Genomic DNA, 17682 nt, shown 5'->3' on the forward strand with positions numbered 1-17682 from the left:
ACCCCCGAACGGGCGAATGCCGCAGCTACGTCTGCCGTGCGTCAGGACGGGTGACCGAGTCAGGGCCGTCATCGACGAAAAGGCGGCTCTCGCTTCTCGATATAGCGCCTTGGACGCAGACACCGAACTTCTGGCGGGATACCACTGTCATCAGGTCGGAATTGTTCGGCCCGGAACGGTTGGAACATCACGCTCTGTCGCTTGCGTCGGCGGAGGACGTCGCAGAGAAGTCCGATTCCCGAGTCCGCCCGCTGACTGTCCGCGTCAAGAGCAACGCTCGGTTTCTGCTTGTCGCCTACAATTCCTGCACCCAGGCGTTGCGGGAGGGACGGCAGATCGCGCCCGCGGCGGAGTGGCTGCTGGACAACTTCCACCTCGTCGAACAGCAACTGCGCCAGATCGAGGATGATCTGCCCGCCGGTTACTACCGGCAGCTTCCGAAACTAGCCGGGGGGCCATTCGCCGGATACCCGCGTGTCTTCGGGCTGACCTGGGCCTATGTGGCCCACACCGACAGCCTGCTGTCAGGTCCGATCCTCGCGCGCTTCGTCAAGGCCTTCCAGCAGGTCAGCCCCCTCACCATCGGCGAGCTTTGGGCCATCGCGATCACGCTCCGGATCGTTCTGGTCGAGAACATGCGCCGCCTGGCGGAACAGATCACCATAAACGACCGCCGACGTCTTATTGCCGATGGCATCGTCGATGAGGTGCTGGCGGCCCGGGCGACGTCGGGGCTGTCCCCGCAGGACGCGCTGAGGGCGGCGACGGCCCGGATCGCTCCCGGCCCGCTGGACGAGATCGTGGCGGCCCAGATCGCCAAACGTCTGCGAGGGTTCGATCCGGCCGAGACGCCGCTTCACGCCTGGCTTGAAGATCGTCTGGCCCATCATGGGACCTCCATCGAGACGGTGGTGCAGAACGCCCAACTGCGGCAGGGCGCGTCCAACGTCACCATGCGGAACATCGTCACAAGCATGCGGCTGGCGTCGGAACTGGACTGGGCCGACTTCGTCGAGGATGTCAGCCTCGTGGATGATCGCCTGCGCGCCCGGTCGGACTTTGCAGCGATGGATTTTGCCACGCGCAACAGGTATCGGACCGAAATCGAGGTGTTGGCGCGTGGCTCGGGGCATAGCGAGATCGCCATTGCCGACGCCGCGCTGGATCTTGCCGCCACCATGCCGGAGCCGGACGCCGATCCCGGATCATCTCTGATCGGGCCGGCCAGGGCGGGGCTTGAGCGCGACGTCGGCTTCAGTCCGACCGTCCGGATGCAGTTCGAGCGCGGACTGGGCCGATTGGGTCTGGCGGGCTTTCTCGGCTTGATCGCGCTCATGTCAGCCTTGGTGCTGGCGCTCGCCCTCTGGACCACGGGAGCGGGCGGGCTGGCGCTGATCGTTTTGGCGGTCACCGGACTTGCGACCGCCTCCGAAGCAGGCGTCGCACTCGTCAACCTTGTCGTCACCCGGACCGTCAGGCCAGAGCTCTTGCCCGGGCTCGACCTGTCGACCGGCATTCCGGCGACCCTGCGGACGCTGGTCGCGGTGCCTGTGCTGCTCCGCGACGCCGATGACCTTCAGGCGCAGATCGATCAGCTCGAGGTCCATCACCTCTCCAGCGCCGGCGGTGCGTTGCACTATGCGCTTCTGTCCGACGGGCCGGACGAGACGACTGAGACCACTCCTCAGGATGCCGCGCTCATATCGGCGGCGGAGACGGCGATTGAGCGCCTCAACGCGCGTTACCCGTCCGACCAGGGCAACCGCTTCCTGTTCCTGCAGCGCCGGCGGCACTGGAACGCCTCGGAAGGCGTCTGGATGGGATGGGAGCGCAAGCGCGGCAAGCTGCACGAGTTGAACCGCCTATTGCGGGGCGCCACCGACACGAGCTTCCTCTCCGACGCGGGCGTGCCCCAGGATGTGCGCTACGTCATCACGCTCGACGCCGACACTCGGCTCTTGCGCGATACCGTGGCGCGGCTGATCGGCAAGATGGCCCATCCGCTGAACCGCGCGGTCTTCGACCTGGCGACGCGTCGCGTCACCTCGGGCTACGGCATCATGCAGCCCAACGTGACACCCGCCCTTCCGATCGGCACCGAGGGCTCACTGTTCCAGCGTGTCTTTTCCGGCCTCGGCGGGATCGAGCCTTATGCGAGCGCGGAATCCAACGTCTATCAGGATCTGTTCGGCGAGGGCTCGTTCACCGGGAAGGGTATCTATGACGTGGACGCCTTCGACGCGAGCCTCGCGGGGCGCGTTCCCGAGAACAGCATGCTCAGCCACGATCTCTTCGAAGGCGATTTCTCCCGTGCCGCGCTGGTGTCGGACATCGACGTGGTCGAGACCTTCCCCGCACGCTACGACACATCCCGAGGGCGTCAGCATCGCTGGGTGCGGGGGGATTGGCAGCTTCTGCCCTGGGTGATCCGGCGGGACTCCGGAATTTCTCCCCTCGGAAGGTGGAAGATGGTCGACAACCTGCGTCGCTCGCTGGTGGCGCCGCTGACGCTGCTCACACTCTTTGCAGGCTGGCTGCTGCCTGTGCCCATGGCCGCCGCATGGACCGCCGCGGTGCTCCTGATGCTGGCGCTGCCGCAACTTGTCGGTCTTCCGTTTGCGATCCTTCCGGGCCGGGCCGGGATAACGTCTCGCAGCCATTTTGCGGCGCTTCTGGCGGACACGTGGCGCGCCCTCGCGCAGATCGCACTGGGCGTCGTATTTCTGGCCGATGCCTCGTGGCAGATGTCGGACGCCATCCTGCGCACGCTGATCCGGTTGGCGGTGACGCGACAGCATCTGCTTCAATGGGTGACGTCTGCGGCGACAGGGGCCGGCGAGCAGCCCGGCCCGTCCGCGCTCTACCGGCAGATGGCGCACGGGGTGGCACTTGGACTTGCCGCCTGCGGCGTCGCGGTCGCGCTCAACCCTTCGGTCTGGCCGGTGGCTGCGCCCTTCGCGCTGTTGTGGCTGGCCGCACCCGCGCTCGCCTACCGCGTCAGCCGACCGCAGGCGGAGGCTGTCCCGACGCCTCTGACGGACGACGACGCCCGCGCCCTGCGACTGATCGGCCGGCGCACCTGGCGCTACTTCGAGACCTTCGTGACCGAGGCGGACAACTACCTGCCTCCCGACAACTTCCAGGAAACGCCAACCCCCACGACCTTCCACCGCACGTCACCTACCAATATCGGCCTCTATCTTCTGTCCACCACCGTCGCCCGCGACATGGGGTGGATCGGTCAATCCGCCGCCGTCACCCGGCTGGAACAGACGTTGCTGACCCTGACACAGATGCCCAGGTTCCGCGGCCATCCCTACAACTGGCACGACACACGCGACCTGCAGGTCCTGGATCCGCCTTATGTGTCGTCGGTGGACAGCGGCAATCTCGCGGGACATCTCATCGCGGTGGCCCAGGCCTGCAGGGAATGGCAGGACGGTCCAGTAGCGACGTCCGAGCAGCGCGCGGGGCTTCATGATGCCTTGGCACTCGCACAGAAGGCTTTGATCCCCGACGCAGCCGCAGTGTCGCGCTTGCTCGACCGACTGTTGGAAGCGAACGCGCGTCAGGATGCCTTCGCGATCTTGGCCCCGATGGCGACCGAGGCGGTGGCGCTGGCCGACGCTCTGGGAGAGAGCGCAGCCGATCTGGCGTTCTGGTGCGCGGCCGCTCGCGAGTGCATCGCCGGGCACCTCGCGGATGCCGACGGCGCGGCAGGATCGCGGCTTGCGGAGGTCGAGGACGTCGCCCGCACCCTGGCCATGGATATGGACTTCGCCTTCATGCTCGATCCGGACAAGCAGCTCTTGTCCATCGGTTTTTCGGTCTCGAGCAATACCCGCGATCCGAACTGCTACGACCTGCTGGCGTCCGAGGCACGGCTCGCAAGCCTCTTCGCCATCGCAAAAGACGACGCACCCACCCGCCACTGGTTCAGGTTGGGCCGGGCGGCAACGCCCGTCGGATCGGGATCGGCCCTGATCTCGTGGTCGGGCAGCATGTTCGAATATCTCATGCCGTCGCTGGTGATGCGGGCGCCGGTGGGATCGCTGCTGGAGCAGACCAACCGTCTGATCGTCGAACGCCAAAAGGCCTATGGCGCCGCACATGGGATGCCCTGGGGGGTCTCGGAATCCGGCTACAATGCCCGCGATCTCGAGATGACCTACCAGTATTCCAACTTCGGCGTGCCGGGGCTGGGTCTGAAGCGAGGTCTGAACGAGAACCGCGTGATTGCGCCTTATGCCACCGGGCTTGCCACCATGGTCGATCCGGCAGCGGCCCTGCGGAATTACGAACGCCTCGCCGCTCTCGGGGCCGAAGGCCGCTTCGGTTTCTACGAAGCGCTGGATTTCACCGCGCAGCGCCTGCCCGCAAAAGCCGACCATGCGGTGATCCGAAGCTTCATGGCGCACCATCAGGGCATGACCATCACCGCCATCGCCAACACGCTTCAGGACGGGCGTCTGAGGACTCGCTTCCACGCCGAGCCTATCGTCCGCGCGGTCGAGCTACTGCTGCAGGAGCGCGTGCCCCGCGACGCGACGGCCGCCTCGCCGCGCGCCCGGGATGTGCCCGTCACGACCGTCGATGGCGTGGATGCCCCTGTCGTCCGCCGCTTCGACGCGCCTGCCGAGGAAACCTCGACCGGGCATATGCTGTCGAACGGACATTACGGCGTGATGCTTACCCCCACGGGGGGCGGGTTCAGCCGCTGGCGCGATCTGGCCATCACCCGGTGGCGGCCCGATCCCTCGCAGGCGACACTTGGGTCGTTCATCTTTGCACGGGACGTGACGTCCGGCGCGCTCTGGTCCGCGGCTGTCCAGCCGACCGGCGCCGGCGAGCACCAGCATCAGGCGGTCTTCTCGGAACACCTTGCCTCGTTCACGCATCGAGAGAAGAAGCTGACGATGACCACCGAAGTCGTGGTGTCGGCAGAAGATGACGCCGAGGCCCGCCGCGTGACATTGACCAATGCCGGGGGCAGGGCGCGCGAGATCGACCTGACGTCCTATTCGGAACTCGTGCTGGCTCCGCAGTCCGCGGACTTGGCGCATCCGGCGTTCTCCAAGCTTTTCGTCGTCACCGACTACATGTCCGAGCTCGGTGCGATCATTGCCACCCGACGACGCCGCTCCGACAGCGACCCCGAGGTCTGGGCGGCGCATCTGGGCGTCGTCGAAGGGACCGAAAGCGCCCCGGTGCAGTACGAAACCGACCGCGCGCGGTTCATCGGTCGGGGAAAAGACATCCGTTCGGCGGCGATGGCGGAGGAACCTCTGTCCGGCACGACCGGAACTGTCCTTGATCCGGTCTTCGCGCTGCGGCGGCGCCTGATCGTTCCACCCGGCGGCGTCGCGCGCGTGACCTTCTGGACGGTCGTTGCCGACACGCCCGAGGCCCTGCTCGATCAGGTCGATCGCCACCGCGATCTCTCGGCCTTTGAACGCGCCGTGACCCTCTCGTGGACGCAAAGCCAGGTCCAGTTGCGCTACCTCGGGATCACGTCCGCCGCCGCCGCCGATTTCCAGAGACTGGGCGGAATGATGCTGCGCAACGATCCGCGATTGAGGGCCAGCCCGGCCCAGATCGACGCAGGATTGGGGCCGCAATCGACGCTTTGGGCCATGGGCATTTCGGGTGATCTGCCGATCATCCTGTTCCGGATCGCCGACACCGAAGATGCCGCCGCCCTGCACGAGGTTCTCGCCGCCCACGAGTATCTTCGAATGCGGCAACTGGATGTCGATCTGGTGATCCTGAACGATCGCGCCTCATCGTACGTGCAGGACATGCAGACCACCATCGAAGTCGCCGTTCGATCGGCGCAGACGCGTCCGCGCAGCGAGGCGAACAAGGGCGGAAAGCAGGGCGCGATCCATACCCTTCGCTCCGATCTTGTCACGGCGGATCAGAGGGCGATGCTGGTCGCCACAGCGCGTGTGACCCTGGTGGCGAGCCGCGGCAGCATCGGCGACCAGCTCGATGCCATTCTGCCTGCTCCCCCTGTGCCCTCTTCGCCGCCTATCAAGACGCCGCCACCTCAGCCTGCCCCTGCAGTCGCGCCGCCCGAGCTGGAATTCTTCAATGGAACCGGCGGCTTTGGGGAAGACGGACGCGAGTATGTCACCGTCCTCAAGGACGGCCAGACCACACACGCGCCTTGGATCAACATAATCGCCAACCCGGTCTTCGGCTTTGCAGTTTCTGCCGAAGGCAGCGGCCATGTCTGGGCAGAGAACAGCCGCGAGAACCAGTTGACGCCCTGGTCGAACGATCCTGTGTCCGACCCGGCCGGCGAGGCGCTCTACCTGCGCGATCTCGACAGCGGAGCGCTCTGGACGCCGACGGCGCTGCCGATCCGGGGGAAAGGCACCTACGTCGCGCGTCATGGCTTCGGCTACAGCCGCTTCAGCCATGACGGACACGGCATCGCGGCAGAGACGGTTCAATTCGTTCCCCTGGAAGATCCGGTCAAGATCACTCACCTGACGCTTCGCAATAATGGCGACACGATACGGCGACTATCCATCACGGCCTACGCCGAGTGGGTGCTGGGCACCTCCCGCAGCGCGACCGCCGCTCACATCACCACCACGACCGACGAGCAGACCGGGGCCATTCTCGCGCGAAATCCGTTTGCCATCGCCTTCCCGGGACGCGTTGCCTTTGCGGACCTGGGCGCGGGCGTCGACAGCGTGACGGCAGACCGGACGGAGGTCCTGGGGCGCGGCGGCAGCATGGTTGCACCGGCAGGCATCGGCTCGGACCCCCTTTCGGGCCGGACCGGCGCCGCGCTCGATCCCTGTGCCGCGCTGCAACGCCACCTGACATTGGAACCTGGCGAAAGCGCGACGGTGGTCTTCCTCCTCGGGCAAGCCGCATCCGCCGAGGCCGCCCGCGAGCTGATCCTGCGCCATCGGGCGGTCGAGACGGACACAACGCTCGATGCCGTCCGCGCCCACTGGACCGATCTCCTGACCGCGGTGCAGGTGCAGACGCCCGACCGGGCCATGGATATACTGCTGAACGGCTGGCTGCTCTATCAGACGCTCGCTTGCCGGATCTGGGCTCGCACCGGCTTCTATCAGGCCAGCGGCGCCTTCGGCTTCCGCGACCAGTTGCAGGACGGCATGGCGCTCACCGCACTGCGCCCCGAGCTGACGCGCGCGCATCTGCTGCGCGCTGCTGGACGGCAGTTTCCCCAAGGCGACGTCCAGCACTGGTGGTTGCCGCATTCGGGGCAGGGCGTCCGCACGCGGATCTCCGACGATCGCGTCTGGCTTGGCTACGGCGTCGCGCAGTATATCGCGGTCTCGGGCGATGCGACGATCCTCGACGAAGAGGTTCCCTTCCTCGAAGGCCCCGCACTTCCGCCCGGCGCGCATGACGACTTCTTCGAGCCCACGGTCTCGGATAGTCGAGCCGACCTCTTCGAGCACTGCGCTCGCGGGCTTGATCTGGCGATCGACCTGACGGGTGCGAACGGAATGCCGCTGATCGGTACGGGTGACTGGAACGACGGCATGAACCGCGTCGGCGAAGGCGGGGAAGGAACGTCGGTCTGGCTGGGATGGCTGTTGGTCGCCACCCTCGATGCGATGGCGCCCTTTGCCGAGAGCCGCGATCCAACTCGCGCCCGGCGCTGGCGCGCGCACCGTGAGGAGCTCGTACAGGCGATCGAACGGGATGGATGGGACGGCGACTGGTACAGGCGCGGCACCTACGACGACGGAACCCCCTTGGGGTCCTCGACTTCGGATGAATGCCGGATCGACAGCATCGCTCAATCCTGGGCCGTCCTGTCAGGCGCGGCGGACCCTGTCCGCGCTACCAGGGCGATGGAGAGCATGACCGAGCATCTGATCCGTTCCGATCCCGGCCTGGCGCTCCTGTTCACGCCGCCCTTCGACGCCACGCCGCACGATCCGGGCTATATCAAAGGATACCCTCCCGGGCTGCGCGAGAACGGCGGGCAATACAGCCATGCCGCGATGTGGGCCATCCTGGCTCTGTGCCGGATGGGAGACGGCGATGCGGCGGCGCGGCTATTCGCGCTGGTCAACCCGATCAACCACAGCCTCACCCCGGACGAGGCTGCACGCTACAAGGTGGAACCCTATGTCGTGGCGGCTGACGTCTATTCCACGCCTCCGCACGAAGGCCGGGGCGGCTGGACCTGGTACACCGGTTCGGCGGGCTGGATGTATCGCGCCGGGATCGAGGGGATCCTGGGTCTCACGCGAGCAGGGGAAAACCTCTTACTGAACCCCTGCTTTCCCGGGGATTGGCCTCGGATCAGCGCGACTGTCCGGCTGGGCGAGGCGCGGCTTTCGGTCACCGTTGAAAATCCTGGAGGGACGGGTCGGGGCGTGAAGTCCGCCGTCTTGAACGGAGCACCTCACCCTGTCGAAGGGGGGCTGCTGAGGGTGCGTCTGACGGGCGGGGCGCAGGACCTTTTGGTGACACTGACCTGACCGCCGCAAGAATGAGGCTGGCCCTCGGTTGACGACGCTCTTGTGGAGCCGCGGATGCCGAAGTCCTTGGAATCCAAAAGTTCAGGGAAACGGCTGCAACACTCGGGAAGACACCTACCTGTGTTCATTCGCCAGCCGACCGAGCCGCCTCGGTCTCGCCGTCATCGGCGACCAGAACTTCCCCCCGGTCGCAATCAGCTTGTCCCGCAAGTCATCGGCGCACATCGGCTTTCCGAAGTAAAATCCTTGCAGGTAGTCGCACCCAATCTTCTTGACGCGCCGCGCATGTTCCTCGGTCTCCACACCTTCGGCGACTATTTTCATACCGAGGCTCTTTCCAATGCCTACGATCGATGACACCAGCGCTCTGGAGTTGTTGTCCTTTACAATGGGCTGGATGAACTGACGGTCGATCTTGAGTATGGCGGGTCTTATCTTCAAAAGACCCTGAACCGAAGCATGTCCGGTCCCGAAGTCGTCGATGGCGACAGTCACTCCGAGATCATCGAGTTCATCAAGCGCCCAGCGCACGACGTCGCCCATTCTTTCCAGGTATACAGACTCAAGGATCTCGACGATCAGTCTTTCTGGATTGATATGAGAGCTCTTGATGTCATGGATGAAAGAAGGATCGGCCAGCCGGCCCGCAGATATATTTACCGCAACGCGGGGAAGGTCGACGCCCGTTGCGTCGAAGTATGCCAAAGCTTCATGAAGATAGCCGAAAACGATCTCGTCGATCTTCTTCAGGATCCCGATATTCGTTGCCGTATCCAGAAACGCATCGGGTGGAAGGATGCCTCTGGTTGCATGAGCCCACCTTACAAGCACCTCGGCACATGATATGCTGCCGGTAACGGCATCGATCACGGGCTGAAAGAACGGGATGAATTGCCGCTTTTCGCAGGCAACAAGCAGGTCCGAAGAAAGCTGCTTGATTGCCACGGATTCATTGTGCATTTCTTCCGTGAAGAATGACCACCGTCCCTTGCCTTGCGATTTTGCGTGGTACAGCGCGGCATCTGCGTCGGCCACCACCTGCTCGGGATATTCCATGCCCGCATTTGCGATAGCCACTCCCACGCTCGCGCTGCACCAGGTCAGCTTGCCCTCGAAGGTGAATGGCTCTTTCATTTCCTGCACGATTTCGTCAGCGATGCTGCTGATCTTCAAAGCGCTGTTCCCGAGCAGCTTCAGCACGACAAATTCGTCTCCGCCAAGACGGGCCACCAAGTCTGACGGTTCAGTCAGCCTGCGCAGCATGTTTGCGACACAGACGAGCACCTTGTCGCCGGCATCATGTCCAAGCGTGTCGTTCACTGACTTGAAGCGGTCCAGATCGATATAGAATACCGAGAAGGCGGCGCCCTTCTTGTTCAGGTTAGCGATCCACGTTGTCAATTCGACCTCGAAGTGGCGTCGATTTGACAGGCCGGTGAGAGGATCTTCAACCGACTTCTGTGCCACGGATTTTGCGAGCGCGTGCAGTCGCTGGTTTTCCTTTTCAAGCCGACGAATTGTCTCCCGCAGCTTCTTGGAAACGGCCTGATCGGAGGAAGTCACTTCCGGAATATGGCTCTGGACCAGCTCGGCGGGGGAGCTCTCTAGCCTGGCGATCGAGCAGAGCCACCACCTATTTCCATTTGACGCGTCGGACAATGGAGCCCAGCTCATCCGCTGCCAATACTGCTCGCCATTCTTCCGATTGTTGAGAACCTTGATCGAGAAGCGCTCCCAGTTCATCAGATTCTCTATGATGCGCAGGTGCTTCCCTTGCTCGACATTAGGCCCGATCAGAATCGTTCCACGTTTGCCGACGACTTCGGAGGGCTCGTATCCGGTAATCTGGGTAAAGGCTTTGTTGCACCACTGAAGTTCCATGACAGCGCCGTCGGCATCACTGGCCAATGCAAGAGCCAGACCCTCAACACACTTTTCGGGGATCTGGTCGAGTATCTGCGCTGGTACCATACGGTCGGCTCCCGGAATCGCTCCTTCAATGACACCCAATCGCGTAGCCTTCGTTAATCGCCGAGCTTGGGCCTTGCTGATGAGAGGGTGTGGTTCCGATGCGCGAGGTGGTCGGATGCTGTCAGCGGCATGCGGATTACTGTCATCTAAGATTTACGTGCAGTTGAATTTTTGGGTTTGTTTCGGGAAATCTCCTGCCGCCGTCTCCGCAGTCGGTTCTGTCAAGGCAGTTCCTGGCGTGCAAATCCGTAGCTTGCGATGGTGGAAACCACGATCTGGCGGGCGGGTGCAACCTTGAAACGCGGCACGCCCGCGGCATGGTCTGGGGGAGGCGTCCACGGGACGGCACTTCTCGTGAATCGCTATGGCGTCTCGGGCTGCAGACGCCTGCAAGGTCTTGACCGAGGTGCGTGATCCTTACGTCTCTGACGCAACCCTCATGACGTCGTTGAGGACGGTGCGGGCCCAACGCCATCGGCCGCGCCCTTGGGAACATATCACTCCGGCGGCTGTCCTAATACGAGCGAGCAGCAGCACGTGAGAGCCCATGAACACCTTCAACATCGTTGTGACGTTGCTCGGGGGGGTGACCCTCTTGTTGGCGCTCGTCTCAGATTGGCTGTCACGAAGCCCGTTTCCCCCGACGCTGCTCGCCCTGCTGATCGGCGTTCTGCTCGGGCCCGAGGCGCTTGGTCTTATCGACCTCGAAACCATGGGAGACCGCGGTGCAATCATGGAGAAGGCCGCGCGCCTCACCTTGGGCATCGGTCTCGTTGGCGTGGCGCTCCGCATTCCCAGGAGCTTTCCGCGGAAGAACTGGCGTGACCTTTTTCTGCTGATTGTCCCGGGCATGATCTTGATGTGGGCCATCAGCACGGCTCTGGTCTACCTGATCCTGGGGCTGCCGTTCTGGATGGCGGCCTTGATCGGCGCCATCATCACGCCTACCGATCCGGTGGCTGCGAGCCCTATCGTGACAGGAAAGCTCGCCGAGAAAAACATCCCCGAATCCCTTCGTCACAGCATGTCTTTTGAGTCCGGTGCCAATGATGGACTTGGTTACCTGTTCGTGTTCCTGCCATTTCTCCTTCTGTCACGTTCCCCCGGCGAGGCGCTGTCGCACTGGCTGACGAAGTCGTTGCTGTGGGATGTCGGAGTCGCAACGCTCCTCGGACTGGTCCTGGGCTACGTGGCGGCTCGACTCCTGCAGATCTCCGAACGACGGGGGGCCATCAAGAGCGAATGGCGCCTTGTCTACACCGTCGCCCTTGCCCTCTTCGCCGTGGGAATAGGGCGCCTGATCCGGAGCGACGAGGTCCTGCTCGTCTTCGCAGCCGGCGCGATGTTCACGCAGGTCATCAGTCGCGAAGACAGGCAGAACGAGGAGCACGGTCAGGAGGCGGTCAACCGCTTCTTTGCCATCCCCATCTTCATCTTGCTGGGCACGGCGCTTCCCTGGCAGGGGTGGCAAGAGATGGGGTGGCAGGGACCGATCCTGGTCGCCACCGTACTGCTGCTTCGCCGCCCGCCGGTGTTGCTCGTTCTCCGGCCTTTCCTGCGGAACTTGCGCACCCCTTCAGAGGCTCTTTTCATGGGCTGGTTCGGTCCTATTGCCGTAGCGGCGATCTATTATTCATCGCTGATGGAGCATCGGGCGGGGGAGCCCATCATCTGGCATGCGACAAGTCTGGTCGTCTGCGGCTCGGTCATCGCCCATGGGCTCACGGGAGCACCGCTGACCAAAGCATTGGGGCACTGGCTAAGGGAGCGCCGCAGTCAGTCTGCCGACAGGTCGGAATCAAAAGGCGCCGCGGCCCCGATCCTTGAAAACATGCGATCCTAGGGCCGGTTCTTTAGCAATGACTTGTGGGGACCATGACGATCAGCGACGAAGGAGCAGAACTTGAGTTTTGAACACCAGGAAGAGACCGCAGCGAGTACGGCGACCTTGCGGTCCGAGGTTGTCGTCATTGGCGCCGGCTTCGCCGGCCTGGAGGTGGCCCGGGAACTCGGCAAGGCCGGCATCGAGACGACGGTGGTCGACCGCCACAATCACCACCTGTTCCAGCCGCTGCTCTACCAGGTTGCCACGGCAGCGCTCTCTGCGACGGACGTGGCCGAGCCGATCCGCAAGATCTTGCGCCGATACAAGCCGGTCAAGGTGCTCTTCGGCGAGGTTTCCGAGATCGACACCGACGCGCGCGTCGTGCGCATGACCTGCGGACTGGTCGTTCGCTTCAGATTTCTCGTCCTGGCGAGCGGCGCCGGGCATGGATACTTCGGTCACGACGAGTGGGCGCAATGGGCGCCCGGACTGAAGACGATCGAGGACGCGCGCCACATCAGGTCGCAGCTGCTGCTGACGTTCGAGAGGGCCGAGCGGACGTCCGATGACGCGGAGCGCCAGAGGCTGTTGAGCATCGCGATCATCGGCGGCGGGCCGACGGGTGTCGAGCTCGCTGGCGCCATCGCGGAACTCAGTCGCTACACGCTCGCCCGGGATTTCCGCAGCATCAGCCCAGAATCCACTCGCATTTCGCTTCTCGAAGCCGGGCCGAGGCTACTGTCCGGCTTCTCAGAGGATATGTCAGCCTATGCAAAAGCGCGGCTGGAACGGCTGGGCGTCCATGTCCGCACCGGTGAAGCGGTGCAGGACGTCGGCCCCGTTTCCTTCCGTATCGCGGGACAGGCGGAACCGGTCGGGCTGGTCATCTGGGCCGCCGGAGTCGCCGCCTCGCCGCTTGCCCGGCAGCTGGGCGACACCGACCGTTCCGGCCGTATCCCTGTCGATGGGACCCTGGCGGTCCCGGGTCGGCAAGATGCGTTCGCTCTGGGTGATGTGGCGGTCTTCACAGGTGAAGATGGAAAAGTTCTTCCGGGACTGGCGCAAGTGGCCAAGCAACAGGGCATTCACCTCGGACGAGCGTTGTCTGACCATATCAAAACGGGCGCTCCGCTAGCACCTTTCCGTTACCGGAGCCGTGGAAACACGGCAATCGTCGGCAGGCACGCGGCGGTATTCGAGCGGGGTCGCTTCAAGATCAAAGGATGGTTCGCCTGGCTCGCCTGGGCCGTGATCCACGTGTACCTGCTGGTCGGCTTCCAACACCGCTTTCTGGTCTCGATGCAATGGCTCTGGCGCTATCTGACCTACGACAGGGGCGCTCGCCTGATCGCCGGGGATTATGCAGAGGTCGACAATCCAGCCGCCGCGCCCACGCCGAAGCAGAGACAGCGCAAGGCCTGAAGACAAAGCCTGAGAACCACGCTCGGATCCTGCGGCACCGAATGGAACACCAAGCCTCCTTTGCTGGTCTGGCTGCCATCGGGATCACTCGCCACTCACTGACTCTTGTCAATCGCAGCCATGACAACCGCCGTGGCAGTCTGGTGCGCCATATGGCCGGAACCAACCGGAGGTCGACACCTCCGATTGCTTTGGCTCTCCGGCGAGTGATAGCTTGTTGTCAACATCCGAAGATCATCGCGAGACCGCGGCACATGTCAAAAGCAGCCAGAACGCTCTTAGGAATGCTGGTTTTCGGCGTTCTCGGAACCGTAGTTGCCGCCGAAGGTGACCCCACGCGCCGCGCCGACCGTTTGGAACCGCTGTTTCTGAACGCTGCAACAGGTTTTTCGGTCAGCCATTACGAGCTCAGGACCGGAGTCTACTATCGCTGGAGAATTGAGAGCGATGGCCTTGAGGAGTACCGATTACTGGCGCCTGCACTGTTCCGCGAAAGCTGGATTGATCAGGTCGTTATAGAAGACAAGGAGGTCAAGCCATTCGGTCTTTACGCGGTCGAATTCGACGATGAGGGCGTGATCGATGTCTGGTTCATTCCACAACGCCCCGGTGAATACACGTTTTACGTCGAAGGGTTGGAAAACCAGGGTTTCAGTGGAGTGTTCGTCGTAAAATGAAGGGATTAAACACACTCACTGGGTTGTTCGCGGTCATCGCTTCAGGTGCTTCAAATGCCCAGCCGGTCACACGCGTGTGCGACGCGCTCGAGGTTCGCATCGCCCAGTCGCCAGCGAACCTTGAGGGCAGGATTTTGAACGAGGCCCTTTTTGAAGCGGCGGCACTGGATTGCCCGCAAACCGCGCGTGGGCTTCTCGAGAAAGGTGCGTCAGTGGATGCGCGGAACCGGTTTGGGGGCACACCTCTGAACGTGGCCGCTGCACGCGGTTCGCGGGAAATCGTCGCGAGGCTGCTTGCGCGCGGAGCCGTCCTTGACCACCCCGACCTTGGCGGCACGACACCTTTACTGGCCGCTGTCCAGGAAGGGCGACCACGGATGCTGTTCGACTTGATTGCCGCGGGCGCGGACGTGAATCCATCCAACCGCGAGGGTGTTACCCCAATCATGGCGGCCGCTTTCGAGGGCGACCGGCGAATGGTGCTCGCGCTCTTGGACGCAGGCGCGAATCCGAATGAACAGGATCGCCACGGAAAAGGGGCCTTGGTCTACGCCGCCGGACGCGCGTTTCCTGAAGTTGTCGATGTCTTGCTTGACGGCGGAGCCGACCCGGATCGCGTCTGGGGTCATGACCTGACCGCACTGATGTGGGCGGCCGGGCATGCGAACGACGCTCCCGCCGGTGATGGTGTCGAAGTCGCACGGCTCCTGCTTGACGCTGGAGCCGGGATTGACCGCAAGGATGATCGGGGGCGCACGGCATTGATGATCGCTGTCGAGCGGGGCCATGCTCAAATGGTGCAATTCCTGCTGGATTCCGGTGCCGATACGGATATTCGCGACAAGAAGGGCCTGACTGCGCCTGAGCTGGCCGTTAGCGACGAGATCCGAGCGATGTTCCGCCCCTGATCTTACTGGATGTCGATGGTGGCAAGATAGCGCGACAGCGCGTCAATCGTCTCTTCATCCAGCTGTTTCATCGTGCTGATCTTGTCAGGCGCGTTCATCCGGACCTCGTTCTTGAAATCCAGCATCGTCTTGCGAAGGTAGCCGACCTGCTGCCCTGCAAGCCTGGGGATCCGGCTGTCGCCTTGCCACTTCCCGTGGCAGGCGCTGCACTGCCCGCCAGTAATGCCCCTCTCCGCCAGCTGCTCATCACCGTCCTGAATCTCTGCGGGGATGTCCGGCCAGGCGAGGGCGGCGAAATGTTCGGCCAGCAGCTTTGCCTGATCCCTGTCATACTCGGCAGCGACAGGCGTCATGATATCGTTTTGCCGGCGCCCGGCGCCGTAGTCGCGAAGTTGAGTATAGATGTAAAAATACTGTTGCCCCCAGATGACCGGGTAGTCGGGTTCGATCGGCACACCAGCATCTCCGTGACAGCTCATGCAGAGCGCAACTTCATCTTCGAGAACGAAATCCTCCATTGCCAAGACAGGCGATGCGGCAAGCGACAGCGTGAGCGCGACAAAGGGCAGTCTCATCAGTCGGTCTCCAAGAGGGTGAAGGGCGGGCTGGTAAGCCCGCCCTTGCAACAGCGACTATTCGTGCTCAATCCGCAAGCGTGAACGCAATGATGTTGTTACCACGCTTGAAGTTCAGCTGCGCATTGCCGCCTGCGGCAACAACGATGTACTGCTGGCCTTCGACTGTGTAGCTCGAAGGTGGTGCATTGACGCCAGCGCCGGCCTGGAAACGCCAAAGCTCTCCGCCGTTGGAGCTGTCATAGGCTTTGAAAAGCCCATTGCCTTCGCCGGTGAACACCAGCCCCCCAGCCGTCGCAAGGATGCCGCCGATCATCGGTTGCTCGGTGCGGACCTGCCAGGCGATGTCGCCGGTGTCATAATCGACCGCGGTCACATTGCCCCACTGTTCTTCGTCCGGGATCACGTCGAACGAGCCGCCAAGCCAGAGCTTGCCTTCCGGATAGGGAGTCGAACGGACCGTGTAGGTCATCGGCTGATGCAGGTTGATCGCGTAGCTGAGTCGGTGGTTCGGGTCGATGGCCATCGGAGACCACTCGACACCGCCATTCGCGCCCGGAAGCATCCGCGCGCCTTCGGCCGTGGGCAGCGTCCACATATCTTCCTGCGGGACCATTGCTTCCGAGAAGCGGATCAGCGAGCAATCGTCGGCATTGTGGACGTAGACGTGACCGGTCTTTCCGCCGTGCAGAACGCCTTTCACGTCGTTGCCTGACGCATCCTTGACCGTCGTGATGATCGGCGGAGAGACTGCGTCGAGATCCCAGACGTCATGGGCGATGTATTGCAGGTGGCAAACGTATTCACCTGTATCGAGGTCAACCGAGACGAGGCTGTCGGTGTAAAGGTTGTCCCCCGGCCGCAGCGACCCATCGAGGTCCGGTGACGGGTTGCCGACGACAAAGTAAAGGCGCCGCGTTTCCAGATCGACCGCCGGGTTCTGCCAGACACCGCCACCGAGCGTTTCATAGGGATCGCCCTGCTCCGCCAGCGCGGCCTTCTCGGCTTCGATGTCGCGATGCATGTTGCGGCCCGTCGCGTCTTCTGTTGTCCAGACCCCGACCGAGTCTTCTGGAACCGTATGGAAGGTCCATTTTTCTTCACCCGTTTCGGTGTCGAAAGCCTTCACGAAGCCGCGAATGCCGTACTCGCCGCCGTTAGTGCCGATCAGCACCATGTCTTCGACGACGCTTGGCGCCATGGTTTCTGAATAGCCCAGTTCCGGCTCCGCGATCTGAGTCTCCCATAGCTGCTTGCCGGTCTTTGCGTCCAGCGCAACAAGTTTGGCGTCGAGCGTCCCAAAGAACACCTTGTCGCCCGCGACGGCCACTCCACGGTTATTCGGGCCGCAGCAGTAGGTCGTAACGGGGCCCATGGAGTGTTTGTGGTGCCAGATCTGTTTGCCCGTCCGCGCGTCAAGCGCGTAGACGTGGTTGAACGCCGTCGTGACATACATGATGCCGTTTACCACGATCGGCGATGTTTCCATGGTATCAACCACTTCGGTCTGGAAAACCCATGCCGGACGAAGGTTCTTGACGTTGCTCGTGTTGATCTGGCTCGCCGGGTAATACCGGGTCTGCGCGTAGTTGCCGTTGGTGTGCAGGAAGTTGTTCCCGTCACCTGCTGCCCTGGTGAGCATCGACTGTGTGACGGACTGAAGATCCCCATAAAGGGTCGTGCCGCCCGCAACCTCTTCCTGAGCGCTCGCCCCGTACGCACCGATACATAAGGTCACCGTAGCAGCGATGGATGATATCCCACTTTTCACGTTCACTCCCTCCCTTGGCTGACATTGTAGTCTCTCTCCTCCATCATAGT

8 protein-coding genes are annotated in these 17682 nt (G+C 63.0%); 5 read left to right on the forward strand and 3 right to left on the reverse strand.

Annotation, left to right across the window (positions count from 1 at the left end; genetic code table 11):
• Positions 1-179: 179 nt before the first annotated feature.
• A complete protein-coding gene (locus tag EF888_RS05820) occupies positions 180-8483 on the forward strand; it encodes a glycoside hydrolase family 94 protein (protein WP_241239813.1) in 8304 nt (2767 codons plus the stop codon).
• Positions 8484-8597: 114 nt separating this feature from the next.
• On the opposite strand, the gene EF888_RS05825 is transcribed toward EF888_RS05820, so the two are convergent.
• Positions 8598-10454 carry a putative bifunctional diguanylate cyclase/phosphodiesterase gene (locus EF888_RS05825; RefSeq protein ID WP_109757885.1) on the reverse strand — a complete coding sequence of 619 codons (1857 nt, stop codon included), beginning with the start codon at positions 10452-10454 and terminating at the stop codon, positions 8598-8600.
• Between the two features lie 547 nt (positions 10455-11001).
• Here EF888_RS05825 and EF888_RS05830 point away from each other — a divergent pair.
• The 4 genes from EF888_RS05830 to EF888_RS05845 all read left to right on the forward strand — a co-directional run bounded on the left by EF888_RS05830 (position 11002) and on the right by EF888_RS05845 (position 15286).
• Positions 11002-12297 carry a cation:proton antiporter gene (locus EF888_RS05830; RefSeq protein ID WP_109757886.1) on the forward strand — a complete coding sequence of 432 codons (1296 nt, stop codon included), beginning with the start codon at positions 11002-11004 and terminating at the stop codon, positions 12295-12297.
• Between the two features lie 60 nt (positions 12298-12357).
• Entirely contained in the window at positions 12358-13701 is a 1344-nt protein-coding gene (locus EF888_RS05835; protein ID WP_109757887.1) for an NAD(P)/FAD-dependent oxidoreductase, read from the forward strand.
• Between the two features lie 254 nt (positions 13702-13955).
• Entirely contained in the window at positions 13956-14378 is a 423-nt protein-coding gene (locus EF888_RS05840; protein ID WP_241239814.1) for a hypothetical protein, read from the forward strand.
• Positions 14379-14401: 23 nt separating this feature from the next.
• A complete protein-coding gene (locus EF888_RS05845; protein ID WP_164721582.1) occupies positions 14402-15286 on the forward strand; it encodes an ankyrin repeat domain-containing protein in 885 nt (294 codons plus the stop codon).
• Positions 15287-15288: 2 nt separating this feature from the next.
• Here the strand turns inward: EF888_RS05845 and EF888_RS05850 are convergent, their stop codons facing one another.
• Both EF888_RS05850 and EF888_RS05855 read right to left on the reverse strand, forming a co-directional pair.
• Entirely contained in the window at positions 15289-15861 is a 573-nt protein-coding gene (locus EF888_RS05850; RefSeq protein WP_109757890.1) for a c-type cytochrome, read from the reverse strand.
• A 67-nt stretch (positions 15862-15928) separates the two neighbouring features.
• Complete coding sequence (locus tag EF888_RS05855; protein WP_206508439.1) at positions 15929-17638, reverse strand: pyrroloquinoline quinone-dependent dehydrogenase; 1710 nt, start codon at positions 17636-17638, stop codon at positions 15929-15931.
• Between the last annotated feature and the right edge of the window lie 44 nt (positions 17639-17682).

The sequence above is a fragment of the Silicimonas algicola genome, from assembly GCF_003970735.1.
Lineage (GTDB): Bacteria > Pseudomonadota > Alphaproteobacteria > Rhodobacterales > Rhodobacteraceae > Silicimonas > Silicimonas algicola.

What these genes read in the sequence shown, in the direction of transcription:
- EF888_RS05825 (WP_109757885.1), bottom strand. Translation starts at nt 10,454, where the DNA reads ATGGTACCAGCGCAGATACTCGACCAGATCCCCGAAAAGTGTGTTGAG.
- EF888_RS05830 (WP_109757886.1), top strand. Translation starts at nt 11,002, where the DNA reads ATGAACACCTTCAACATCGTTGTGACGTTGCTCGGGGGGGTGACCCTC.
- EF888_RS05850 (WP_109757890.1), bottom strand. Translation starts at nt 15,861, where the DNA reads ATGAGACTGCCCTTTGTCGCGCTCACGCTGTCGCTTGCCGCATCGCCT.
- EF888_RS05840 (WP_241239814.1), top strand. Translation starts at nt 13,956, where the DNA reads ATGTCAAAAGCAGCCAGAACGCTCTTAGGAATGCTGGTTTTCGGCGTT.